We start from the raw sequence: 24,642 nt of genomic DNA on the forward strand, positions 1-24,642 counted from the left end.
AACTAAAACTTTTTTAGATACCTCGTAGCTCTGCTGCGAGGAGCATCATTTAAATATAGATATATCATGGCTCATTTAACGATAGATGAAAGATTTAAAATATACGAAATGAATAAGAGTGGTTATAGCTCGCGATATATAGGGACAAAGATTGGCCGTGATAAAAGCACTATATGTTATGAACTCAAGAGAATGAGGCATAATTATAGACCAGATAGGGCTAACACACTTGCTTGCAGTTTAAGGCAAGGTAAGAGAAAAAGAAAATTAGATATTGATAATAATTTACGAGCAGAAATAATAAAGCAGTTAACACAGGGTATTTCACCAGATATAATTTCAGGTAGACGTAAACTATCACGAGATACTGTCAATATTTCTACAGAGAGTATATACCAGTTTATTTATACATCTCCTATAGCACAAAGGCAAAAATTATATTTATCTTTAGCAAGAAAAAGGAAAAATAGGTTGCATCATGGTACAAGAATCAGAAACAAAAGAATTACAATACCAAATCGAGTTTCCATTACTGAAAGACCAGAGATAAATAGAAAGATAGCAGCAATAGGTCATTTAGAAGGTGATTTAACTTTTAACAAAGGTAATCAAAGTCGTAATATATAGCTCACACGGAAATGTTTCTACCACAGATTAGGAAAAACTTAGGCATTGATCAATAATTTTACGTAAACAGTTTTTAAAGTTAGTCCAGCAATGTTTAATAGGATTTAGATCTGGTGAATATGTGAGTAAATACAAAAACTATGGTAAAAACCTTTCCGCGTTAGCTATAGGCGCTCTTGTGGATATCAGAACACAAAAAGTGTTTCTCACTTTAAACCGTTCAAAAAGAACACAAGATGTGATTGGTAACCTGAATAAAAAACTTAAACAATTGTCGCATATAATCAAAAGCATAACGTTAGATAATGGCAAAGAATTTACCAATCATGAACAACTATTGCCAAAATCTGAACGAAAAGTATATTTTTGCAATCCTTATTCTCTCCATGGCAAAAACCATTGATAGAGAAGATTAACTCAATGGTGCACAGAGTATACTCTAAATCTTTAGATATAAAAAAATTAACAATAAAGCAATTACAAGAAATTGAGGATTTTTTAAATAATTTACCAAGAAAAGTGCTCGGTTATAAAACACCCAATGAGGTATGGGAAGAAAATATAAATCTGGCTTAATTAATACTGGAATTTACCAATTATATGGAGCTGAGATCAGTGAGAGCCTAATCAGCAGGATTACAGATGAAGTAATAGATGAGGTCAAGATTTGGCAGAGTAGACCTCTTGAATCAGTATACCCTATAGTATATTTTGACTGTTTAGTAGTGAAAGTAAGACAAGATAAACTTATTATTAATAAATCAGTATATGTAGCTTTAGGAATAGATTTATCTGGCAGAAAGGATATTTTAGGCTTATGGATAAGTGAGAATGAAGGAGCTAAATTTTGGCTTGGTAATTTTACTGAAATGAAGCATCGAGGAGTAAAAGATATCTTAATTGCTTGTAGTGATAATCTAACTGGTATGTCTGATGCTATTGCATCAGTATATCCGAAAACTGAACATCAAATTTGTATTGTCCATCAGATCAGGAATAGCCTCAAATATGTATCATATAAAGATAGAAAGCAATTAGCAGCGGATTTGAAACTAATCTATACTTCTGCTACTGAAAAAGAAGCAGAATTAGCTCTTGAGTCATTTGATCAAAAATGGAGTAAGCAATATCCGCATATAGCTAAATCTTGGTATAATAATTGGGATAATTTGATAATTTGGTAAATTCCAGTATTAATTAAGCCAGATTTATATTTTCTTCCCATACCTCATTGGGTGTTTTATAACCGAGCACTTTTCTTGGTAAATTATTTAAAAAATCCTCAATTTCTTGTAATTGCTTTATTGTTAATTTTTTTATATCTAAAGATTTAGAGTATACTCTGTGCACCATTGAGTTAATCTTCTCTATCAATGGTTTTTGCCATGGAGAATAAGGATTGCAAAAATATACTTTTCGTTCAGATTTTGGCAATAGTTGTTCATGATTGGTAAATTCTTTGCCATTATCTAACGTTATGCTTTTGATTATATGCGACAATTGTTTAAGTTTTTTATTCATGTTACCAATCACATCTTGTGTTCTTTTTGAACGGTTTAAAGTGAGAAACACTTTTTGTGTTCTGATATCCACAAGAGCGCCTATATTACGACTTTGATTACCTTTGTTAAAAGTTAAATCACCTTCTAAATGACCTATTGCTGCTATCTTTCTATTTATCTCTGGTCTTTCAGTAATGGAAACTCGATTTGGTATTGTAATTCTTTTGTTTCTGATTCTTGTACCATGATGCAACCTATTTTTCCTTTTTCTTGCTAAAGATAAATATAATTTTTGCCTTTGTGCTATAGGAGATGTATAAATAAACTGGTATATACTCTCTGTAGAAATATTGACAGTATCTCGTGATAGTTTACGTCTACCTGAAATTATATCTGGTGAAATACCCTGTGTTAACTGCTTTATTATTTCTGCTCGTAAATTATTATCAATATCTAATTTTCTTTTTCTCTTACCTTGCCTTAAACTGCAAGCAAGTGTGTTAGCCCTATCTGGTCTATAATTATGCCTCATTCTCTTGAGTTCATAACATATAGTGCTTTTATCACGGCCAATCTTTGTCCCTATATATCGCGAGCTATAACCACTCTTATTCATTTCGTATATTTTAAATCTCAGGAGTTTCGCACTTAGCAAAAAGTATGTTAATCTAGAGAAAAATAGTTTTAGATAAAAATGACAAGAACAAAATGTAGCAAGGACTTATATAAATCATTTTTACAAGCAAGTAGTGTCAGATATACTAGCAAGGCATTATCTGAAGTGAGTCCAGTAGATCTATCTCACGATAGTGCAAGTCGATGGTTAAAGAGTAAGGATTTTCGTCCTAGCGAAATCTATAAGGAAGTGTCAAAATATATAGATTGGGAAGCACCGTGTTTATTAGTGGGGGATGACACCTTATTATCAAAGCAATACAGTCAGAAGATTGAGCTTGTACGTTATCAATATTCTGGAGCTGTACATGATGTTATACCTGGTATAGGAATGGTAAACTTACTACATTACAATACTAAAATTGCTCAATCTACTCCCGTAGATTATAGAATATATGATAAAGACACTGATGGTAAAACAAAGAATGAGCATTTTTGTGATATGCTTACTTTAGCTAAAGAAAGAGGTCTCAATCCTGATGCCATAGTCATGGATGCTTGGTATAGCGGGTTGAAGAATTTAAAACATATACGTAATTTAGGCTGGCTATGGGTTACCACCCTAAGGAAAAATAGAAAAGTTAATCATAATGTTAGCTTGGAAAGTTTAGAGATACCCGATGAGGGGCTAAAAATTCACCTACGTGGATACGGTTGGGTTACGGTATTTAAGTTTGTGGCAAAGAATGGTCGCATTGATTACATAACAACGAACTTGGACAATCCCACACGTGAGCAAATAGAGAAAATTGTTAAGGCACGTTGGTCTATAGAGGTTTATCATCGAGAATTAAAACAAACTTGTGGTATTGAACGCTGTCAGGCACGCACGGGCCGAGCTCAAAGAAATCATATTTGCCTTGCAGTATTTGCCTGGCTTGATATGAATAAAAGGAGGATAAATGAAAACATTACTTTATATCAACAAACTTGGGAAGTTATAAAAACATCAATTCAAAACAATATCAGATGGCTTTTAACTGATTCGCAACTTTGCTAAGTGCGAAACTCCTGAATCTTTCATCTATCGTTAAATGAGCCATGATATATCTATATTTAAATGATGCTCCTCGCAGCAGAGCTACGAGGTATCTAAAAAAGTTTTAGTTGTTTCTTATGATATCACGAAGCAGAGCTTCGGGGAATTAAACCCTGAGAGATTAATAACCTGAATTCTGGATTAGCTAATTTTGAGATATAGCAGGTTTGTTAGGTTTCATACAGTATGCAATTAGGGCGGATAAGATATGTACAAAGGCATTCCAAATTGATCTATGTCTTGTATGTTCGATCTCGAAAGCACCCTTCAGCACACTAAATACTGTTTCGATAATTGAGCGTTTGCGTAATAATATTTTTTCAAATAATGGCATAAGTTTATTCTTCATTTTCTTCTTTATGCCAGTTACTAACTTGATTCCTTTGCTGTATAGATCATCAAAGAGCTCCTGTTTGATATAACCCTTATCGCCAAACAATAATCCCGTGATATGTTTGGTGATTATCGAAACCGGCGCTCTATCATCTACATTACCAGGCGTTAGTTTTAGACCTTGAATCTCACCTTTTTCGTTAATCTCTCAGGGTTTAATTCCCCGAAGCTCTGCTTCGTGATATACTACTTGAATGGAAGAAAGCAGTTATATACATAAGAGTCATAATGTCACAGTACTAATATATCATTTAGTAACGCCGGCAAAGTATAGAAGAGTAATACAGGAGTTTCGCACTTAGCAAATAATATGCTAATCTAGAGAAAAATAGTTTTAGATAAAAATGACAAGATCAAAATGTAGCAAAGATTTATATAAATCATTCTTACAAGCAAGTAGTGTAAGATATACTAGCAAAGCATTATCTGAAGTAAGTCCATTAGATCTATCGCACGATAGTGCAAGTCGATGGTTAAAGAGTAAGGATTTTCGCCCTAGCGAAATCTATAGCAAAGTGTCAAAATATATTGATCTGGAAGATCCTTGTTTATTAGTGGGAGATGACACCTTATTGTCAAAGCAATACAGTAAGAGGATCGAGCTTGTAAATTATCAATATTCTGGGGCTGTACATGATGTTATACCTGGTATAGGAATGGTAAACTTACTGCATTACAATACTCAAATTGATCAATCTACTCCTGTAGATTATAGAATATATGATAAAGAAACTGATGGTAAAACAAAGAACGAGCATTTTTGTGATATGCTTACTTTAGCTAAAGAAAGAGGTATCAAGCCTGATGCTATAGTTATGGATGCTTGGTATAGTGGTTTGGATAATTTAAAACATATACGTAATTTAGGTTGGATATGGGTTACCAACCTAAGAAAAAATAGAAAAGTTAATCGTAATGTTAGCTTGGAAACTTTAGAGATTCCCGATGAAGGGCTAAAAATTCACCTACGTGGATACGGTTGGGTTACGGTATTTAAGTTTGTGGCAAAAAATGGTCGCATTGATTACATAACAACTAATTTAGAGAATCCTACACGTGAGCAAATAGAGAAAATTGTTAAGGCGCGTTGGTCTATAGAAGTTTATCATCGAGAATTGAAACAAACTTGTGGTATTGAATGCTGTCAGGCACGCACGGGTCGAGCTCAAAGAAATCATATTTGCCTTGCTGTATTGGCCTGGCTTGATATGAACAAAAGGAGGATAAATGAAAACATTACTTTATATCAACAAACTTGGGAAGTTATAAAAACATCAATTCAGAACAACATTAAATGGCTTCTAACTAATACACAATTTTGCTAAGTGCGAAACTCCTGTAATATTCAATCCACTGAAGTTTTTACAAAAAATTTTTATTAAAAAAAGTGGCGAGTGTATCAATCTATAATTTGTATTATATATCAAATAATTTACTTTAAATTGTAGAAATATCGCTTTTAAGCTGATAAAAGCGCTAAATATTTAACTTTAAATATAAATTTTTACTTTAGTCAGAAAAATTAGAATTTTTGTCAAAACTTCAGAATCAAGAACTAGATGATTATTTGTGTAAAATTTGTGAGCACATAGAAGGTCGTTATGAAATTAGATTTTTAGAAATAGGAGTAGATAAAGATCACGTACATTTTTTATTACAGTCAATACCAATGTATAGCCAAACAAAAATAACTCAAATCATAAAAAGTATTACTTCTAAGAAAATGTTTGAGAAATATCCAAATCTTAAAGAAAAATTATGGGGAAGTGAGTTTTGGAGTAAAGGATATTTTATGAGCACAGTAGGTAAACATGGTGATGAGCAGAAATTACGTAATTATGTACAGAATCAAGGTTCAGGCAAACCTTCTTATAAAGCATTTCAACAAAAACAGTTAAAGCTTTTTGGATAGATACCTCGTAGCTCTGCTGCGAGGAGCGTCATTATCGCTTAAGTTTAGTATTAAAAATAAGTGATAAAGGTAAGAGGCAATTTTTACCTTTATCACAGAATTTATTTACCAACAGCATTTATTCAAAAAATTCATAAAATCTTCTTTTATAACAAGCTTTCTTTCGCAATATCCAGGTTTATATTTTGCATTCTCTTTATCTGTTTTACTGAATTTTTGTCAAAACTTCAGTGAAATTCTATATATTAAAAATCCCTTGACTACGCTTAATTCCTATAATATCCTGTAATTTACCATTAAATCCCAAAATAACCCAAATAATACCAATGAATATATTTTTATCGAAATTTATCAATAATAATATTGATAAAAAGGGTAGGGTATCAGTGCCAGCGAATTACCGAGCGGTATTAGGGAAAGAAGCATTTAATGGGATAATTGCTTATCCGTCTATTAGAAATAATTGTATAGAAGCTTGCGGTATCTCCCATATTGAGAAGCTAAGACAGATGATTGAGTCACTTGATCCATACTCTGAGGAGCGTGATGCTTTTGAGACTATAATATTTGGTGAAGCTGTACAGCTTTCATTTGATGGGGAGGGCAGAGTGATATTGCCTGCATCTTTAATGCAGCATGCAGGTATTAAAGATCAAGTATGTTTTGTAGGTAAAGGTGTGATTTTTGAGATTTGGCAACCGCAGAATTTCAAGGATTATTTAGCTTCTGCTCAAAAGCTTGCCCACGAGAAACGTTTAACTTTAAGGAATACGAATTGATGCAACAGCTTCATATATCCGTAATGTTAAACGAGATGCTGAAGTTTTTAGCACCAAAAGCTGGTGAATCCTACTTAGATTGCACGTTTGGAGCAGGGGGATATAGTAAAGCGTTATTAGAAAACTGTGATTGTTCTGTCACAGCTTTGGATCGTGATCCAAATGTCATTAAGAAAGCCGAAGAGGTAAAACATAATTATAAAGATAGATTTGATTTTGTAGAAACAAATTTTGGTAATTGTGTTGCAAAGCTCGAATCAAAAAAATTTGACGGCATAGTGCTTGATTTAGGCGTTTCTTCTATGCAACTTGATATTGCCGAAAGAGGATTTGCATTTTTACATGACGGACCTTTAGATATGCGTATGAGCGGGCAGGGGCTTAGTGCCGAAGAGTTTATAAATACCGCAGAAGAAAAAGAGCTTGCGGATATAATTTATAAATATGGAGATGAGACTTTTTCCCGAAGAATTGCTAAGAAAATTGTAGAAGTAAGAAAAGCCGCAAGGATTGATAGTACCGAAAAATTAGCTGATATAGTGCGTAGCTGCATAGGTTTTAGAAAAGGTAAAATTGATCCTGCAACTAAGACTTTTCAAGCCATCAGGATTTATATAAATAACGAGCTTGGAGAGCTTGAGCAGTTCTTAGCGAATGTAAAAAATATACTAAAAAAAGATGGTCGTTTAGTTATTGTTTCGTTTCATTCGTTAGAAGACAGAATAGTTAAGAATTTTTTCAAAGAAAATTCAGAAAAGCCAGTAGCAAGGTCAAAATACGCTAAAGAAGATGTTATGTTGAACCCGGATAAATGGCTTAAAATTATTACTAATAAAGCGGAAATACCATCAGATAAAGAGATATCTCTAAATGTAAGGGCAAGATCAGCAAAATTAAGAGCAGCGAAGAAAATATAATTATGAGTATAAAGAAATTTCATTATTTAGTATTGCTAGTAATAATTATAGCAGTTTGCAGTTTGTTTACCATTAAGGAACGAGTTTCAACTATTGATTATCAATTAAGTAGTGTTTTAAAACAAATAAATAGTGAAAATAATAATATTCATATTTTGAAAGCAGAAAAAGCTTATCTCATCTCGCCAGCAAGGTTAAAAAATCTTGCAACTGCTTATTTAGAATTACAAACGGTGAAACCTTGTCAAATGGTAAGAGATCCATTATCACCGATTACTGCCTCAAATATTAGATTTGATCAAGATATTAATATTTTTAAAAGCAATAATAATCGGAGACATAAGAGAATTACAAATAATAAATATATACAGACAGTTTCAAGTCGGGAGAAGTAAGTGTCATATGTCATTCCCGCGTAGGCGGGAATCCAGAAAAAAGCCTAAATACAGTAAGTTTTTAATACTAAAAGTTCGATTTATCTCGCTTTATGCTGGATTCCCGCCTACACGGGAATGACATTAATCTGCTTGAAACAAAACAAATGGAAAGTTCTATAATTAATCTCTCAGGGTTTAATTCCCCGAAGCTCTGCTTCGTGATATCATAAGAAACAACTAAAACTTTTTTAGATACCTCGTAGCTCTGCTGCGAGGAGCATCATTTAAATATAGATATATCATGGCTCATTTAACGATAGATGAAAGATTTAAAATATACGAAATGAATAAGAGTGGTTATAGCTCGCGATATATAGGGACAAAGATTGGCCGTGATAAAAGCACTATATGTTATGAACTCAAGAGAATGAGGCATAATTATAGACCAGATAGGGCTAACACACTTGCTTGCAGTTTAAGGCAAGGTAAGAGAAAAAGAAAATTAGATATTGATAATAATTTACGAGCAGAAATAATAAAGCAGTTAACACAGGGTATTTCACCAGATATAATTTCAGGTAGACGTAAACTATCACGAGATACTGTCAATATTTCTACAGAGAGTATATACCAGTTTATTTATACATCTCCTATAGCACAAAGGCAAAAATTATATTTATCTTTAGCAAGAAAAAGGAAAAATAGGTTGCATCATGGTACAAGAATCAGAAACAAAAGAATTACAATACCAAATCGAGTTTCCATTACTGAAAGACCAGAGATAAATAGAAAGATAGCAGCAATAGGTCATTTAGAAGGTGATTTAACTTTTAACAAAGGTAATCAAAGTCGTAATATAGGCGCTCTTGTGGATATCAGAACACAAAAAGTGTTTCTCACTTTAAACCGTTCAAAAAGAACACAAGATGTGATTGGTAACATGAATAAAAAACTTAAACAATTGTCGCATATAATCAAAAGCATAACGTTAGATAATGGCAAAGAATTTACCAATCATGAACAACTATTGCCAAAATCTGAACGAAAAGTATATTTTTGCAATCCTTATTCTCCATGGCAAAAACCATTGATAGAGAAGATTAACTCAATGGTGCACAGAGTATACTCTAAATCTTTAGATATAAAAAAATTAACAATAAAGCAATTACAAGAAATTGAGGATTTTTTAAATAATTTACCAAGAAAAGTGCTCGGTTATAAAACACCCAATGAGGTATGGGAAGAAAATATAAATCTGGCTTAATTAATACTGGAATTTACCAATTAATATGAAACAGATTTTAGAAAAGTGGAAACCTGATATTAAAAGTTTAATATTTTGGAATGTTTGTAGTAAAAATACAAAAATCCGATTATTGATAGTTATTGGTGCTTTTTCTGTTCTTTTCTGTACTTTATCTTACAGGCTTATAATAGTTGCTACTCATGTTTATGATAAAAACCTCCACGCTCTAAAAAAGAGTAGCCAGTTTAGAAAAGAAATAGTTGATCGTAACGATAATTTGCTTGCTGTAAATTTGCCATCTGCATCATTATTTGCCAATCCGCAAATAGTAATTGATCCCGAAAATGCCGTAAAAAAAATAGCTGAGATTCTGCACGATATCAACAAGGCTAAGCTACTTGCTGATCTTAAATCCAATAAAAGTTTTATATGGGTTAAAAGGGATTTATTGCCTAGTCAGCAAGAAAGAATAATGAGTCTTGGGTTGCTTGGTTTTGATTTTGAAGAAGAACAAAAGCGTATTTACACATTTTCTAACTTATCATCTCATATTGTGGGCTATGTTGGTAGAGATATGGTGGGGCTTAGCGGACTCGAACTTGCTTATGATAAATATTTAACTAATTCCGATCTTGATTTGAATAAGCCAGGAAAACAGAAAGAGCCGCTTAAATTATCGATTGATATTAGATTGCAAAGTATCTTGAGCGAAGAAATCGACAAGACCTTAAAGCAATTTAGTGCCATAGGAGCGGTGGGTATTATTGCTAATCCTAATAATGGTGAGATTCTAGCTTTAGTTAGTAAACCGGATTTTGATCCTCATTATCCAAGTGCTGCAAAGCCTCAACAGCTTTTTAATATGGCAAGCCTTGGAATTTATGAAATAGGTTCGGTGTTTAAGTCTTTGACTATGGCAGTTGGTTTTGACACTGGTGCGATAAATATGAATGATGCTTATGATATAAGCTATATGAAAGTCGGTGGTTTTCAGATTAAGGATTATACCCCAAGACAAGGGTGGCATAGTGTACCGGATATTTTTCTGCATTCTTCAAATATTGGTGTAAGTCAGATTATGCTTGAGGTAGGTAAAAATAATTTCAGGAAATATTTAAAGAAATTAGGTTTACTAGATCAAGTGCAAATAGAATTGCCGGAGCGAGGTACTCCTCTTTTCCCTTCAGAAAAAAGATGGAATGAATTAACTAGTGCTACTATGTCTTATGGTTATGGCATTTCAATTAGTCCTTTACATTTTGTTAGGGCAATGCTACCTGTTGTAAATGGTGGTATTTTATACGATCTTACTTTGTTAAAAAGAGATGATGAAAAAGTTGAGGGGACAAGAGTATTTAGTGAAAATACTTCAAAGCAAATGAGGCAGCTATTTAGAACTGTGGTAAAAGATGGGACAGGTAAAAGGGCAGAAGTGAAAGGGTATTTGATTGGCGGAAAAACCGGTACTGCTGAGAAATTATCAAGTAATGCTGGTAAAAAGAAATATCTTAAAAATAGCCGTACTACTTCATTTTTGGGATTACTGCCAGCCTCAAAGCCTGAATATGTTATCTATATTATGATTGACGAGCCAAAACCTACTAAAGAAACGTTTGGCTTTGCAACAGCTGGTTGGACCGCTGCACCTACTGCCGGAAGAGTGCTTGAACGCATGATATCGCTGTACGGCTTAGAGCCAGTAGAGCAAATAGGAGAGGTGGTGGAGTAAAGTAAGCGTCATTGCGAGTAGGCATTGCTGCATGGATCATTTTCCTCTGTCATCCCGTGGCGGCATTGTTGCGTAGATCGGAAAACGCCCTCGGTGTCATGCCGTGGCTTGACCACGGCATCCAGAAAATAATAAAAAATACTAATTTTATTAGTATTTTTAACTGGATCCCGTGAATAAATCATGGGGTGACAGGGGGAAACAATCCACGCGGGCAATGCCCTCTCGCAATGACGGGGAAACTGAAGCCGAGTCTAATAAATAGTCTATCCGCCAAAAACACTTCAAATCCTGATCATTTGTAATGGGATAGAGTTTTGACAACAAATTGCTAAGATTTTCAATAAAAATTAATAAGTTATGTTAATTTTTACTGATACATTTCTGTGTTGGTCTAATTTTGATATGGAGCTATTGTTAACGATTTTTTATCGTTCATCTAGTTTTTGCATGATGATATTTTTGATTTATGTGGAGTTAGACACGATTTGTAAATGATTTGCAATGCATCGTAAATTCAAACCAATAGCAGAGATTATTGGATTGATAATATCTCCTATCATACCTTTCAAGAAGTTTCTACCCATCCGACCATATTGCTTTAAGTGACCTATTATTGGTTCTATGGCACTGCGTCTCTTGATCATAGACTTGTCCTCTTGTAACAACTTCTTCCGCGTTTTTGGGGTATATACCTTACTCTTCTCCTTTACATTGCTACCACTATACCCAAGATCAACAAATGATTTCTTTATCTTGATTCCAGTGACACTCTCTACTGCTTCAAAGCTCTGATGCAATGTATGACCATCATAAGGATTATTATGAAACGATTTTGCGGATAAAACAAAATTTCTACGACCACTTACTACTACCGCTACTTTATTGCCAAACTCATATGGCTTGTTGCGTTTTCCCTTTCCTATACACTCTACTTCAGGGGCATGAAAACTATATAATACTTTGTTATCTTCTTTATATTGCTTTTTAGCTTCTCTTTTTAAAACAGATTGGTTATGTATTTGTTTTATTTTTTGCAATACTTCTTGATTTTTGAGAGACAAGTTTAATTGCTTATTTTTGATCTCACGCTCACATACTCTAATCAAACGACCCAGTAATATTTTTAAATGCTTCATTATTTTCCAACGCTTCTTGGCTTTACTATGTTCTTTATATTTCCATAGCTTTACTATATCGCGTTTATAGGTTCTAGCGTATGTTTCATTCAAATGTATACCCAAACTGTTGCAAAGCTTTACTATGCTAAGCCTAGCTTTATCCATTAAATAAACATCGTGTGGGTGTTTGATATTCTTAATTTGTACAGTCGTATCAGCGATGATTAATTCCAAATCTTTTTTTTTAATTGTGTTAGTTTTTATCCCAACCCTGATCAACTCCGATAATATCTCATTATATCCAGCTTCACCTAATACACTACGAAACCGTCGTATACTAGTTTCCGAGATAGCTATGTCTTTTTCTATATATTCCCACCCGCAGAAATACTGCCAATACATATTCTCTTTTAGCTCTTCCTCTGATAATGAATCTGAAAAATTATACATTGCTTGTAGCATCGTTATGCCAAGCATCACTCTATGACATTTTCTATTTCTACCAAATTTCTTAATACAAACATTTTTTGATAACCACTCTTCGAGCCTAGACCAATTTATTAATTCTCTTAATTTATATAGCTTATTATTTGGGTTTAATTCTTCTTTTAATTTATAACCAAACAGTTTCCCTTGTTCTTGCGATTTGATAATGTTGTCTATTGGCATTGACTGAAATCCATAAGGTTTATGACCATATTTTATCATTTTCTTACGGATTGTTGTATTACTTCTTGTCTTAAAACCATATTATCTATAAGGCTTGTAGAGTTTTGGCGGACGGACTTAATAAGTGGCATTTAATAGACATTTCTTTTGTCATATTTTGATCATGTCTTGATAGAAACTTACTACCAAAAGAAGTTTTAAATCGAAAGAACGTGTTCTCTACACGCTCCCTTCTACCATAATTATTCTTTACCCTCCATGCTTGGTATCCTTTGTTTTGTTGATATATAACAGCTGCATCTCTCTCAGTTTTATCCCTAAGCGATTGAACTTTTACTGAAGAGTTTGGGGGTCTAATAACTGGTTTTATCTTCTTCTTTCTCAACAATTGATATGTAGATTCACCGTCATACCCTCGATCTCCCAGAAAATCCTTGGCTCTGACATTAGCTATTAGTAGTCCAATCTGTGATCTATCATCTATAGTATGCTCTGTGGTACTATCGGCAAGTATCATACCTTGATCTTCTATAACGATATGTAGCTTTTTCCATATGCGACGCTTATATTGCTTACCATGCTTATTTTCTAGCCATTCGTTCCCTGTGTAGGCTTGTATCCCTGTACTATCCATTGAAATACAACTAAATTCTTTATCTTGATTTCCATGTAAATACCTAAGATCTAATGACTTCATACGCTTACTTAATGTTGTATAGTCTGGACATCTAATAGATAAACCCGATATTTCAAAGAGCCAGTTTATAAAGCCTTGGGTTTGGCGTAACTTAAGACCGAATAAGCATCTGATCTTCAAACACTGTAATATAGCGTGATCACTATAGCGTCTAGGTCTTCCTCGTTTCATTTCCTCTCTGTAATCAGCATACCAGCCAATCGCCAAATCACTGGCAATCATAAAATCTATGCGACCCCTATTGCGTAAAAAATTATTATATTCTGACCAATTCGTTATTTTATATTTAGAATACTTGCGTGATTTACTAAAAGGGGCTTTCTTCCGAGATCTCATATAATCTGGATTATTTTTTAATTCAGGACATCTTACCAGATTATCACCACTCTTGCTCTACAAATTTTATTTATGCAACAAAGCCAAGCATCACTCTATGACATTTTCTATTTCTACCAAATTTCTTAATACAAACATTTTTTGATAACCACTCTTCGAGCCTAGACCAATTTATTAATTCTCTTAATTTATATAGCTTATTATTTGGGTTTAATTCTTCTTTTAATTTATAACCAAACAGTTTCCCTTGTTCTTGCGATTTGATAATGTTGTCTATTGGCATTGACTGAAATCCATAAGGTTTATGACCATATTTTATCATTTTCTTACGGATTGTTGTATTACTTCTTGTCTTAAAACCATATTATCTATAAGGCTTGTAGAGTTTTGGCGGACGGACTAAATATTTGGCTCTGTCTCATCAATTGTGTAAATTTCGTGAACCATTAAATTCTACCATCAAATTTGATCATAAAATGAGCCATAGCTTCATTCCAATTGGGGATAGGCATAGACCATTTTTTGGTAATATAATCAATTGTCAGATATAAAACCTTAAATAGTCCGTCCGCCAAAACTCTACAAGCCTTATAGATAATATGGTTTTAAGACAAGAAGTAATACAACAATCCGTAAGAAAATGATAAAATATGGTCATAAACCTTATGGATTTCAGTCAATGCCAATAGACAACATTATCAAATCGCAAGAACAAGGGAAACTGTTTGGTTATAAATTAAAAGCAGGAGTTTCGCACTTAGCAAAATTGTGTATTAGTTAGAAGCCATTTAATGTTGTTCTGAATTGATGTTTTTATAACTTCCCAAGTTTGTTGATATAAAGTAATGTTTTCATTTATCCTCCTTTTGTTCATATCAAGCCAGGCCAATACAGCAAGGCAAATATGATTTCTTTGAGCTCGACCCGTGCGTGCCTGACAGCATTCAATACCACAAGTTTGTTTCAATTCTCGATGATAAACTTCTATAGACCAACGCGCCTTAACAATTTTCTCTATTTGCTCACGTGTAGGATTCTCTAAATTAGTTGTTATGTACAGGAGTTTCGCACTTAGCAAAGTTGCGAATCAGTTAAAAGCCATCTGATATTGTTTTGAATTGATGTTTTTATAACTTCCCAAGTTTGTTGATATAAAGTAATGTTTTCATTTATCCTCCTTTTATTCATATCAAGCCAGGCAAATACTGCAAGGCAAATATGATTTCTTTGAGCTCGGCCCGTGCGTGCCTGACAGCGTTCAATACCACAAGTTTGTTTTAATTCTCGATGATAAACCTCTATAGACCAACGTGCCTTAACAATTTTCTCTATTTGCTCACGTGTGGGATTTTCCAAGTTCGTTGTTATGTAATCAATGCGACCATTCTTTGCCACAAACTTAAATACCGTAACCCAACCGTATCCACGTAGGTGAATTTTTAGCCCCTCATCGGGTATCTCTAAACTTTCCAAGCTAACATTATGATTAACTTTTCTATTTTTCCTTAGGGTGGTAACCCATAGCCAGCCTAAATTACGTATATGTTTTAAATTCTCCAACCCGCTATACCAAGCATCCATGACTATGGCATCAGGATTGAGACCTCTTTCTTTAGCTAAAGTAAGCATATCACAAAAATGCTCATTCTTTGTTTTACCATCAGTGTCTTTATCATATATTCTATAATCTACGGGAGTAGATTGAGCAATTTTAGTATTGTAATGTAGTAAGTTTACCATTCCTATACCAGGTATAACATCATGTACAGCTCCAGAATATTGATAACGTACAAGCTCAATCTTCTGACTGTATTGCTTTGATAATAAGGTGTCATCCCCCACTAATAAACACGGTGCTTCCCAATCTATATATTTTGACACTTCCTTATAGATTTCGCTAGGACGAAAATCCTTACTCTTTAACCATCGACTTGCACTATCGTGAGATAGATCTACTGGACTCACTTCAGATAATGCCTTGCTAGTATATCTGACACTACTTGCTTGTAAAAATGATTTATATAAGTCCTTGCTACATTTTGTTCTTGTCATTTTTATCTAAAACTATTTTTCTCTAGATTAACATACTTTTTGCTAAGTGCGAAACTCCTGAAGATATCTTTTACTCCTCGATTCTTCATTTCAGTAAAATTACCAAGCCAAAATTTAGCTCCTTCATTCTCACTTATCCATAAGCCTAAAATATCCTTTCTGCCAGATAAATCTATTCCTAAAGCTACATATACTGATTTATTAATAATAAGTTTATCTTGTCTTACTTTCACTACTAAACAGTCAAAATATACTATAGGGTATACTGATTCAAGAGGTCTACTCTGCCAAATCTTGACCTCATCTATTACTTCATCTGTAATCCTGCTGATTAGGCTCTCACTGATCTCAGCTCCATATAATTCTTGCAATTGTGTTTTAATATCAGACACACTCATACCCTTCGCATATAAGGGGTAAATTCCAGTATTAATTAAGCCAGATTTATATTTTCTTCCCATACCTCATTGGGTGTTTTATAACCGAGCACTTTTCTTGGTAAATTATTTAAAAAATCCTCAATTTCTTGTAATTGCTTTATTGTTAATTTTTTTATATCTAAAGATTTAGAGTATACTCTGTGCACCATTGAGTTAATCTTCTCTATCAATGGTTTTTGCCATGGAGAATAAGGATTGCAAAAATATACTTTTCGTTCAGATTTTGGCAATAGTTGTTCATGATTGGTAAATTCTTTGCCATTATCTAACGTTATGCTTTTGATTATATGCGACAATTGTTTAAGTTTTTTATTCATGTTACCAATCACATCTTGTGTTCTTTTTGAACGGTTTAAAGTGAGAAACACTTTTTGTGTTCTGATATCCACAAGAGCGCCTATATTACGACTTTGATTACCTTTGTTAAAAGTTAAATCACCTTCTAAATGACCTATTGCTGCTATCTTTCTATTTATCTCTGGTCTTTCAGTAATGGAAACTCGATTTGGTATTGTAATTCTTTTGTTTCTGATTCTTGTACCATGATGCAACCTATTTTTCCTTTTTCTTGCTAAAGATAAATATAATTTTTGCCTTTGTGCTATAGGAGATGTATAAATAAACTGGTATATACTCTCTGTAGAAATATTGACAGTATCTCGTGATAGTTTACGTCTACCTGAAATTATATCTGGTGAAATACCCTGTGTTAACTGCTTTATTATTTCTGCTCGTAAATTATTATCAATATCTAATTTTCTTTTTCTCTTACCTTGCCTTAAACTGCAAGCAAGTGTGTTAGCCCTATCTGGTCTATAATTATGCCTCATTCTCTTGAGTTCATAACATATAGTGCTTTTATCACGGCCAATCTTTGTCCCTATATATCGCGAGCTATAACCACTCTTATTCATTTCGTATATTTTAAATCTTTCATCTATCGTTAAATGAGCCATGATATATCTATATTTAAATGATGCTCCTCGCAGCAGAGCTACGAGGTATCTAAAAAAGTTTTAGTTGTTTCTTATGATATCACGAAGCAGAGCTTCGGGGAATTAAACCCTGAGAGATTAAAAATTGATTATATCTGGCTTAATTAATTATAGAACTTTCCCATCAGTTACAAGAGATGCATCCATAGAATTTGACAGTTTATAGCTCAATATGGCCTTGCTATGCCAATCTATAATAGCTGCCATATACATAAAGCCACCATTAGTTCTAATGTAAGTAATGTCACCACTCCAAACCTCATTCACATTAGGCACATACACTTGCTTTGTTGAGCCAGATTTAGTCCAATATTGATCAAGTAAGTAGCTATAGATCTTATGCTCACTATCGTTTCGAGAAGTAGATTTTTTCTTATGTGGGTAAATAGCTTCTATACCCATCATCCTCATATATTTCAGTACTCGATCTTTACCGACAATAAAACCATCTTCTAGTAACTGTTGATGAATATAGCGATAACCAAATTCAGGATTATCTGTATATATTTCATCTATTCTATTTAAAATACTTAATTTATTTATACTCATCTCCTTGGATTTATAGTAGGCTGTAGATCGACTAATCTTTAATAGTTCACACTGTCTTGATTTTGAGAGTTGATTTAGCTTGGAGTGTACAAGACTCTTTTTATTTGATAAATCCAAGCTTTTGAGCTTTCCCACGGCCCAGTCCCTCTCAACTGTGATTCTACCAAGAGCTTTAGCAAGTTCATCATTTTGCTCTTGTAAATGATTTATTTGTTCTTGATATTCACTCAAAACTTTAGCTGGTTCAAAAGCTAATGCCGCATTACCTAAAAACTGTTTTTTCCAATTTTGAATTGTTTTAACACTTATTGCATATTTTGAAGCTAACTGACCAAGTGTCGACTCCTCTTTTATTAATTCTAATACTATCCCCGTTTTTTCTGAAGCACTGAAAATTTTTACTTTATTTTTCTTCATCTTTCCTCTTAAGTTTATTGCTATTTATTCTAACTTATTGCGGAAACACACTCCTTCATTTTTTTGTCCAATTTTTTCATGTATGGACCTCCTGTAGAATGCAAGAAAAAAATAACATCAATAATAAAAACAAACAAATGCAGTCATGTATCCGGCTTATAGCTGATAAATCAACCTAATTTATTCTACAGCCCTGATGGAATTCGCTGGCTTACAAACTATATACTTATCAGTCCATCGGCTTCTAAAAGAGCCACTGAAAAACGCAGTTTTTTTGTAAGCTAAGGTTTGTCTTATTTACCATCAATATTAATTATCTCAAGCATATTTCGGGTTGGAATCTCTTACATATTGTTTTGCTTTTACCTATTCATTATATAAATCACCATTTATTTTACTTATAAGTGCTATGCTACACACTCTTTAGCTACAAACTTTACTCTCTACATAATCATCTCCTGATCTTATAGCTAACGCGAAAAGGTTTTTACCATAGTTTTTGTATTTACTCACATATTCACCAGATCTAAATCCTATTAAACATTGCTGGACTAACTTTAAAAACTGTTTACATAAAATTATTGATCAATGCCTAAGTTTTTCCTAATATGTGGTAGAAACATTTCCGTGTTAGCTATAGTACAGCAAACACCACTCTTGCCAACTTATTAGCTATGGCAACTGTCGTTTTATTATGGCTACTTCGCTCAGATAAATTAAACATCCATTTCGTAAATTGGCTAAAATCTTTTTTAGATTTCTGTTCTTCCGATGTAAATCTTATCTTGGCATTTAGTACAGCTCTAGCCCCTTGAATTAATAAAGTGCGTAAGTATACATCACCTCGCTTGCTAATTCCCAGCAGCTTATCCTTCCCACCACTTGAATGTTGTCTTGGCACTAATCCTAGCCATGCCGATAATTGCCTGCCATTCTCAAAACTTGTAGCATTACCTATTGATGCTATTAAAGCAGTAGCAGTAATTAAACCAAGACCAGGTATAGCTCTTAATCGTTGATATTGAGTTAGGTTACTTGCTATCATTGTTAATCGTTTTTCTATCTCTTTTATTTTTCTGTTATTATCTAAGAATTCTTCTTTTAGTTCACTAAATGTTTGATAACTTAACTGGCTTAATTTCCCTGCATCTAAAATCTCAATTAATTTTGTGATAACCTTATTAATGCCTTGAGGAACAATAAAACCAAACTCATGTAGTAGCCCCCTAATTTCATTAGCAAGTGCTGTACGATTTTTTACCAATCTCTCTCTTACCCTATGTATTGATAAAATTTCTTGTTGCTCTATAGTTTTAATTGCAACAAATCTCATATTAGGTCTTGTCACGGCTTCACATATCGCTTCAGCATCTGCTTGATCATTTTTATTAGTTTTAACATATGGTTTGACAAATTGCGGTGCCATTAGTTTTACTTCATGCCCTAATTTAGTTATTTCTCTTGCCCAATAACTAGAACCACCACAAGCTTCCATCCCTACTAAACATTGTGGTAAATTAGCCATAAATGTCAAAACCTGATCTCTCATCAATTTTTTCTTTAATACTGTCTTGCCATTTTTATCTACACCATGAATTTGAAAAATTCTTTTTGCAATATCTATACCAATTGTAGTAACCTCCATATGGACCTCCTTAATTGTTGTTTTAATATGTTAAATATTAACCCTAGAAGATTAGCAACTGCTTTTCATTCTCTATATCAGGAGGTCCATACCATTAGTCCATTATAGAGGTCAAGATTTGGCAGAGTAGACCTCTTGAATCAGTATACCCTATAGTATATTTTGACTGTTTAGTAGTGAAAGTAAGACAAGATAAACTTATTATTAATAAATCAGTATATGTAGCTTTAGGAATAGATTTATCTGGCAGAAAGGATATTTTAGGCTTATGGATAAGTGAGAATGAAGGAGCTAAATTTTGGCTTGGTAATTTTACTGAAATGAAGAATCGAGGAGTAAAAGATATCTTAATTGCGTGTAGTGATAATCTAACTGGTATGTCTGATGCTATTGCATCAGTATATCCGAAAACTGAACATCAAATTTGTATTGTCCATCAGATCAGGAATAGCCTCAAATATGTATCATATAAAGATAGAAAGCAATTAGCAGCGGATTTGAAACTAATCTATACTTCTGCTACTGAAAAAGAAGCAGAATTAGCTCTTGAGTCATTTGATCAAAAATGGAGTAAGCAATATCCGCATATAGCTAAATCTTGGTATAATAATTGGGATAATTTGATAATTTTCTTGCAATATCCAAAGGAGATTCGTAAGATTATTTACACTACAAATGCGATAGAATCGCTGAATAGCCAATTGAGAAAAGTTACTAAGAATAAACGCATCTTTCCAAATGATGACGCAGTATTTAAAGTTTTATATCTGACAATTGATTATATTACCAAAAAATGGTCTATGCCTATCCCCAATTGGAATGAAGCTATGGCTCATTTTATGATCAAATTTGATGGTAGAATTTAATGGTGCACGAAATTTACACAATTGATGAGACAGAGCCAGGTGAACCTGTGAATGATGATCGATTTCTAATCGATTCCACTTTATAACCCCTCAGCTTATAGCTGAGGGTTGTTTAGTTCAGGACATCTTACCAGATTATCACCACTCTTTCTCTACAAATCTTATTTATGCAACACAGCCCATTAACTCCGCATCTTCTACATTCTTTTCAATACTAGGGATATAGTGATTATATACCAGTCTCTGCACATACTCACAATCTAGACTATCTTTATCACGTATCTCTTCTATTGTATCATACTCTTTACCACCGCATTTTTTACTCAAAAATAAATACCCTAACAATAAATTGCCTGGCTGGGTTAACAAATCATAATGCATTGTATTGACTACATTTGATGCTTGATGATTATCTATGCATGGATTTGATATCTGTTCTATTTTAGATCCTATCCATAATAAATTATTACTTAATACATTATGTTTGTTGATTGCAACTAAATTCTCGTTATTGTATGACGGTGTATCCACTACTGTATTATCATCTTTAATCCACCAAATCTTTAGTTGTTCTATGTGATGTGTACTAATATTTTTAATATATGATATAGTGTCTATAATCCAGTTCATGATACCATAATCTAATGGCTTTATGATACCTGCAGCACTACTACTCTTGCCATACTCACAATCTTTCATATTGTCATCATCACGTATTATTAGTATATTTTTTAATTTTAAATCACTACGTTTTGTACGCGACCATTGGGACTCATGACAAAATGCTTCAATGTTTGTATGTGGTGTTGACATATTATTCAGTAATTGACAACTGAGCTCATCATGGCCCGTTAAATGAATTTCTTGTACAAAGCGGTGAGTATCTATCCAATCGGCTAAATATCTGATGCCCTGTACTGTGATATTAGTATTATGTAAATCTATTAACTTGATTAAATGCTGACACTCTAAACCATTAAACAAATATTTTAATCCTTGATCATTGATATCATTTACATCAATCCTTAGTTGCTCTACTGAATGCGTTTTTAACCAATCTACTAAATATTTTATCCCATAATTTGTGATACCTGTATTGCTAAGTACAAGACTTGTCATAGCATAATGATTATCTAAACCCTTCAGTAAATAATATAATCCTACATCGGTAATATTATTATTATATAAATTAATATTAGTGATAGCCATGTGTTCTCTCAACCAAGTTACCAGACCTTGCATATCTTGGCTTGTTAAACCATTACTATCAAGATATAAAGTACTAATATAATGATCATCCTGTGCATGTTCTATAAAACACTTAAGTCCTTTATTGCCAATATGGCGATTAACCATAACAGTATTATTATTGCGAACAGTGAAAAGATGATGATGCACTTCTTGCTCTTGAATATCTTCATAAAAGACCATAACATACCTCATTTTTAATATAACTGCATAAATTAGTATCAACTTTGTAATTATTGCGACTGTGCGTACCAACAATTATCCAATGCTTTGAACTACGCACATACCAAACATTGGTTACATCACCCTCATAAATTATGGTTATCATAATAATTTATTCATTACAAGAACTTACGCAAAAATAATAGCAAGACTTACGCTATGTTATAGCTAACGCGACTAGAATTATTCCTTAGAATAATGTAAGATAATGATTTTAACTACGGTAGAGATGAAAGCATACAGTCAGGATTTAAGAGATAGGGTAATCAGTCTTCACAAAACCTCTAAATATAGAATAAAAGCAATATCAGACTTATTAGGTATAGAGCGTCATGGCTTTGTTGCATAAATAAAATTTGTAGAGCAAGAGTGGTGATAATCTGGTAAGATGTCCTGAATTAAAAAATAATCCAGATTATATGAGATCTCGGAAGAAAGCCCCTTTTAGTAAATCACGCAAGTATTCTAAATATAAAATAACGAATTGGTCAGAATATAATAATTTTTTACGCAATAGGGGTCGCATAGATTTTATGATTGCCAGTGATTTGGCGATTGGCTGGTATGCTGATTACAGAGAGGAAATGAAACGAGGAAGACCTAGACGCTATAGTGATCACGCTATATTACAGTGTTTGAAGATCAGATGCTTATTCGGTCTTAAGTTACGCCAAACCCAAGGCTTTATAAACTGGCTCTTTGAAATATCGGGTTTATCTATTAGATGTCCAGACTATACAACATTAAGTAAGCGTATGAAGTCATTAGATCTTAGGTATTTACATGGAAATCAAGATAAAGAATTTAGTTGTATTTCAATGGATAGTACAGGGATACAAGCCTACACAGGGAACGAATGGCTAGAAAATAAGCATGGTAAGCAATATAAGCGTCGCATATGGAAAAAGCTACATATCGTTATAGAAGATCAAGGTATGATACTTGCCGATAGTACCACAGAGCATACTATAGATGATAGATCACAGATTGGACTACTAATAGCTAATGTCAGAGCCAAGGATTTTCTGGGAGATCGAGGGTATGACGGTGAATCTACATATCAATTGTTGAGAAAGAAGAAGATAAAACCAGTTATTAGACCCCCAAACTCTTCAGTAAAAGTTCAATCGCTTAGGGATAAAACTGAGAGAGATGCAGCTGTTATATATCAACAAAACAAAGGATACCAAGCATGGAGGGTAAAGAATAATGATGGTAGAAGGGAGCGTGTAGAGAACACGTTCTTTCGATTTAAAACTTCTTTTGGTAGTAAGTTTCTATCAAGACATGATCAAAATATGACAAAAGAAATGTCTATTAAATGCCACTTATTAAACAAAATGTTTGAAATTGGTAAACCTATCTCTGTGCCTGTTGGCTAGGCTAGCATTGCGGGGTTAGGGGCAGTATATTCAAAAGCTTATTTATGCAACAAAGCCACCCCGCACCAATCTATACTAAGTAAACAGTAAAGAAGAAGCGAGTAATAGGATACACTAATTATACTAGAAATGTCACCATTTCGTATAATTAGAAAAGCCTGCAGCAAGCTCTCATTGAATAAAAACAGAATGTAAAAACTAGTACAAAAGATAGAGCAAAGTTGTTTATACAAATTTCAAAACGAAAAAACACCAACAAAAAGACAAGGAATGAGCAAGAAAAAAGAGATCAAATTAAGAGTAAGTGAAGATTTGTATAATAGTCTTAAAGCGACTATGTCTAATTGTGGCGTATCAGTAAATAGAAGGATAGTAGAGTTGTTAAAACAACAAATAAACATTACAGACCAACCGTTACTGACAGAAAAACAAAATAAAACTATACAAAAGATCATAGAAAAAAGAATAAGACTGACCGAAGATGAGGTGCACATACTTCAGCAATACGCACAAGAAAACGGATGGAAATTAACCCAAGAAATAAGATATCGCATAATAGGTAGCCTAAGCAGAAAAGGTAAAATAAGCGGTGAAGAGCTACGAGAAATAAGAGAGAATAGAAATGCAATTAATGCATTAGGACGTAATATTAATAGAATAATTAGAGAGGGTCGTATAGTAGATCAAGAAGGTAAAAATGTATGTAAAGATTTATTAGGTCATATACTCAAATTAAATAAGCAAATAGAGAAAATAATTCAAGAGAGTAAAGAACGATTTTTAGTTAATCAAAAATCAAGATAGGCA

The 24,642-nt window shown here is 33.2% G+C and carries 21 protein-coding genes and 9 pseudogenes; 17 read left to right on the forward strand and 13 right to left on the reverse strand.

All coding sequences use genetic code 11. The annotated features are described in order from the left end of the window. Nucleotides 1-66 precede the first annotated feature (66 nt). From AAHI98_RS16620 to AAHI98_RS16635, 3 pseudogenes are all read left to right on the forward strand, one after another. Nucleotides 67-621, forward strand: a pseudogene (locus AAHI98_RS16620) (IS30 family transposase); the annotation flags it as partial. Nucleotides 622-793: 172 nt separating this feature from the next. Continuing rightward, a pseudogene (locus tag AAHI98_RS18905) lies at nt 794-1,203 on the forward strand (IS30 family transposase); the annotation flags it as partial. A gap of 11 nt (nt 1,204-1,214) precedes the next feature. Continuing rightward, nucleotides 1,215-1,808: pseudogene (locus AAHI98_RS16635) on the forward strand (IS256 family transposase); the annotation flags it as partial. Between the two features lie 16 nt (nt 1,809-1,824). On the opposite strand, the gene AAHI98_RS16640 reads toward AAHI98_RS16635, so the two are convergent. Then, nucleotides 1,825-2,784 carry an IS30 family transposase gene (locus tag AAHI98_RS16640; RefSeq protein ID WP_342226524.1) on the reverse strand — a complete coding sequence of 320 codons (960 nt, stop codon included), beginning with the start codon at nt 2,782-2,784 and terminating at the stop codon, nt 1,825-1,827. Nucleotides 2,785-2,823: 39 nt separating this feature from the next. Here AAHI98_RS16640 and AAHI98_RS16645 point away from each other — a divergent pair, with 39 nt between their 5' ends. After that, on the forward strand, nt 2,824-3,804 hold the full coding sequence (locus AAHI98_RS16645; protein WP_342224818.1) for an IS701 family transposase: 981 nt from the start codon (nt 2,824-2,826) through the stop codon (nt 3,802-3,804). Nucleotides 3,805-3,988: 184 nt separating this feature from the next. On the opposite strand, the pseudogene AAHI98_RS16650 reads toward AAHI98_RS16645, so the two are convergent. After that, nucleotides 3,989-4,381, reverse strand: a pseudogene (locus AAHI98_RS16650) (IS982 family transposase); the annotation flags it as partial. Between the two features lie 49 nt (nt 4,382-4,430). Between AAHI98_RS16650 and AAHI98_RS16655 the strand changes: the two are divergent. From AAHI98_RS16655 to AAHI98_RS16690, 8 genes and pseudogenes are all read left to right on the forward strand, one after another. Then, nucleotides 4,431-4,520: pseudogene (locus AAHI98_RS16655) on the forward strand (IS200/IS605 family transposase); the annotation flags it as partial. 60 nt (nt 4,521-4,580) lie between these two features. Further along, on the forward strand, nt 4,581-5,561 hold the full coding sequence (locus AAHI98_RS16660) for an IS701 family transposase (RefSeq protein ID WP_342224656.1): 981 nt from the start codon (nt 4,581-4,583) through the stop codon (nt 5,559-5,561). Between the two features lie 206 nt (nt 5,562-5,767). Continuing rightward, on the forward strand, nt 5,768-6,148 hold the full coding sequence (gene tnpA, locus AAHI98_RS16665; RefSeq protein ID WP_342226525.1) for an IS200/IS605 family transposase: 381 nt from the start codon (nt 5,768-5,770) through the stop codon (nt 6,146-6,148). Between the two features lie 326 nt (nt 6,149-6,474). After that, complete coding sequence (gene mraZ / locus AAHI98_RS16670) at nt 6,475-6,927, forward strand: division/cell wall cluster transcriptional repressor MraZ (protein WP_342226526.1); 453 nt, start codon at nt 6,475-6,477, stop codon at nt 6,925-6,927. Further along, nucleotides 6,927-7,844: a 16S rRNA (cytosine(1402)-N(4))-methyltransferase RsmH gene (gene rsmH / locus AAHI98_RS16675; RefSeq protein WP_342226527.1), complete on the forward strand. Its 918-nt coding sequence runs from the start codon at nt 6,927-6,929 to the stop codon at nt 7,842-7,844. The genes mraZ and rsmH overlap by 1 nt, the downstream gene beginning before the upstream one ends. Before the next feature lie 2 nt (nt 7,845-7,846). Continuing rightward, nucleotides 7,847-8,239, forward strand: a complete 393-nt coding sequence (ftsL, locus tag AAHI98_RS16680; protein WP_342226528.1) for a cell division protein FtsL — start codon at nt 7,847-7,849, stop codon at nt 8,237-8,239. A 283-nt stretch (nt 8,240-8,522) separates the two neighbouring features. Next, nucleotides 8,523-9,485, forward strand: coding sequence for an IS30 family transposase (locus AAHI98_RS16685; RefSeq protein WP_342224646.1), 963 nt, complete (start codon nt 8,523-8,525; stop codon nt 9,483-9,485). A 25-nt stretch (nt 9,486-9,510) separates the two neighbouring features. Next, complete coding sequence (locus AAHI98_RS16690) at nt 9,511-11,196, forward strand: peptidoglycan D,D-transpeptidase FtsI family protein (RefSeq protein ID WP_342226529.1); 1,686 nt, start codon at nt 9,511-9,513, stop codon at nt 11,194-11,196. A gap of 467 nt (nt 11,197-11,663) precedes the next feature. Here AAHI98_RS16690 and AAHI98_RS16695 read toward each other — a convergent pair whose 3' ends face one another. The 4 genes and pseudogenes from AAHI98_RS16695 to AAHI98_RS16710 form a co-directional block, all read right to left on the reverse strand. Continuing rightward, complete coding sequence (locus tag AAHI98_RS16695) at nt 11,664-13,025, reverse strand: IS5 family transposase (protein ID WP_342224717.1); 1,362 nt, start codon at nt 13,023-13,025, stop codon at nt 11,664-11,666. A gap of 46 nt (nt 13,026-13,071) precedes the next feature. Then, nucleotides 13,072-14,019 carry an IS5 family transposase gene (locus AAHI98_RS16700; protein WP_342226530.1) on the reverse strand — a complete coding sequence of 316 codons (948 nt, stop codon included), beginning with the start codon at nt 14,017-14,019 and terminating at the stop codon, nt 13,072-13,074. Between the two features lie 70 nt (nt 14,020-14,089). Continuing rightward, the gene (locus AAHI98_RS16705; protein ID WP_342226531.1) at nt 14,090-14,341 is read right to left on the reverse strand and encodes a hypothetical protein; all 252 of its coding nucleotides are present in this window, start codon (nt 14,339-14,341) and stop codon (nt 14,090-14,092) included. Between the two features lie 124 nt (nt 14,342-14,465). Further along, nucleotides 14,466-14,588 (reverse strand): annotated as a pseudogene (locus tag AAHI98_RS16710) (IS256 family transposase); the annotation flags it as partial. Nucleotides 14,589-14,659: 71 nt separating this feature from the next. Between AAHI98_RS16710 and AAHI98_RS16715 the strand changes: the two are divergent. Beyond that, nucleotides 14,660-14,800, forward strand: a complete 141-nt coding sequence (locus tag AAHI98_RS16715; protein WP_342226532.1) for a hypothetical protein — start codon at nt 14,660-14,662, stop codon at nt 14,798-14,800. Here the strand turns inward: AAHI98_RS16715 and AAHI98_RS16720 are convergent. The 6 genes and pseudogenes from AAHI98_RS16720 to AAHI98_RS16745 all read right to left on the reverse strand — a co-directional run. Beyond that, nucleotides 14,777-15,079: pseudogene (locus AAHI98_RS16720) on the reverse strand (transposase); the annotation flags it as partial. The gene AAHI98_RS16715 and the pseudogene AAHI98_RS16720 overlap by 24 nt on opposite strands. Before the next feature lie 11 nt (nt 15,080-15,090). Further along, nucleotides 15,091-16,071 (reverse strand): IS701 family transposase, encoded by a 981-nt coding sequence (locus AAHI98_RS16725; protein ID WP_342224659.1) that lies wholly within the window; start codon nt 16,069-16,071, stop codon nt 15,091-15,093. Nucleotides 16,072-16,073: 2 nt separating this feature from the next. Next, nucleotides 16,074-16,493: pseudogene (locus AAHI98_RS16730) on the reverse strand (IS256 family transposase); the annotation flags it as partial. Nucleotides 16,494-16,504: 11 nt separating this feature from the next. Further along, the gene (locus tag AAHI98_RS16735; protein ID WP_342224646.1) at nt 16,505-17,467 is read right to left on the reverse strand and encodes an IS30 family transposase; all 963 of its coding nucleotides are present in this window, start codon (nt 17,465-17,467) and stop codon (nt 16,505-16,507) included. A 147-nt stretch (nt 17,468-17,614) separates the two neighbouring features. Beyond that, nucleotides 17,615-18,472, reverse strand: a complete 858-nt coding sequence (locus AAHI98_RS16740) for an IS3 family transposase (RefSeq protein ID WP_342226534.1) — start codon at nt 18,470-18,472, stop codon at nt 17,615-17,617. Between the two features lie 634 nt (nt 18,473-19,106). After that, nucleotides 19,107-20,117: an IS110 family RNA-guided transposase gene (locus AAHI98_RS16745; RefSeq protein WP_410526267.1), complete on the reverse strand. Its 1,011-nt coding sequence runs from the start codon at nt 20,115-20,117 to the stop codon at nt 19,107-19,109. Between the two features lie 107 nt (nt 20,118-20,224). On the opposite strand from AAHI98_RS16745, the pseudogene AAHI98_RS16750 reads away from it, so the two are divergent. After that, nucleotides 20,225-20,983: pseudogene (locus tag AAHI98_RS16750) on the forward strand (IS256 family transposase); the annotation flags it as partial. A gap of 165 nt (nt 20,984-21,148) precedes the next feature. Here AAHI98_RS16750 and AAHI98_RS16755 read toward each other — a convergent pair. After that, complete coding sequence (locus AAHI98_RS16755; protein WP_342226535.1) at nt 21,149-22,414, reverse strand: leucine-rich repeat domain-containing protein; 1,266 nt, start codon at nt 22,412-22,414, stop codon at nt 21,149-21,151. Nucleotides 22,415-22,661: 247 nt separating this feature from the next. Here AAHI98_RS16755 and AAHI98_RS16760 point away from each other — a divergent pair, with 247 nt between their 5' ends. From AAHI98_RS16760 to AAHI98_RS16770, 3 genes are all read left to right on the forward strand, one after another. Continuing rightward, complete coding sequence (locus tag AAHI98_RS16760) at nt 22,662-22,802, forward strand: hypothetical protein (RefSeq protein WP_342226536.1); 141 nt, start codon at nt 22,662-22,664, stop codon at nt 22,800-22,802. 70 nt (nt 22,803-22,872) lie between these two features. Beyond that, nucleotides 22,873-23,835 (forward strand): IS5 family transposase, encoded by a 963-nt coding sequence (locus AAHI98_RS16765; RefSeq protein WP_342226537.1) that lies wholly within the window; start codon nt 22,873-22,875, stop codon nt 23,833-23,835. Nucleotides 23,836-24,105: 270 nt separating this feature from the next. Continuing rightward, on the forward strand, nt 24,106-24,639 hold the full coding sequence (locus AAHI98_RS16770; protein ID WP_342226538.1) for a hypothetical protein: 534 nt from the start codon (nt 24,106-24,108) through the stop codon (nt 24,637-24,639). Nucleotides 24,640-24,642: the final 3 nt, after the last annotated feature.

This window comes from Rickettsia endosymbiont of Urophora cardui, assembly GCF_964030725.1.
Taxonomy (GTDB): domain Bacteria; phylum Pseudomonadota; class Alphaproteobacteria; order Rickettsiales; family Rickettsiaceae; genus Rickettsia.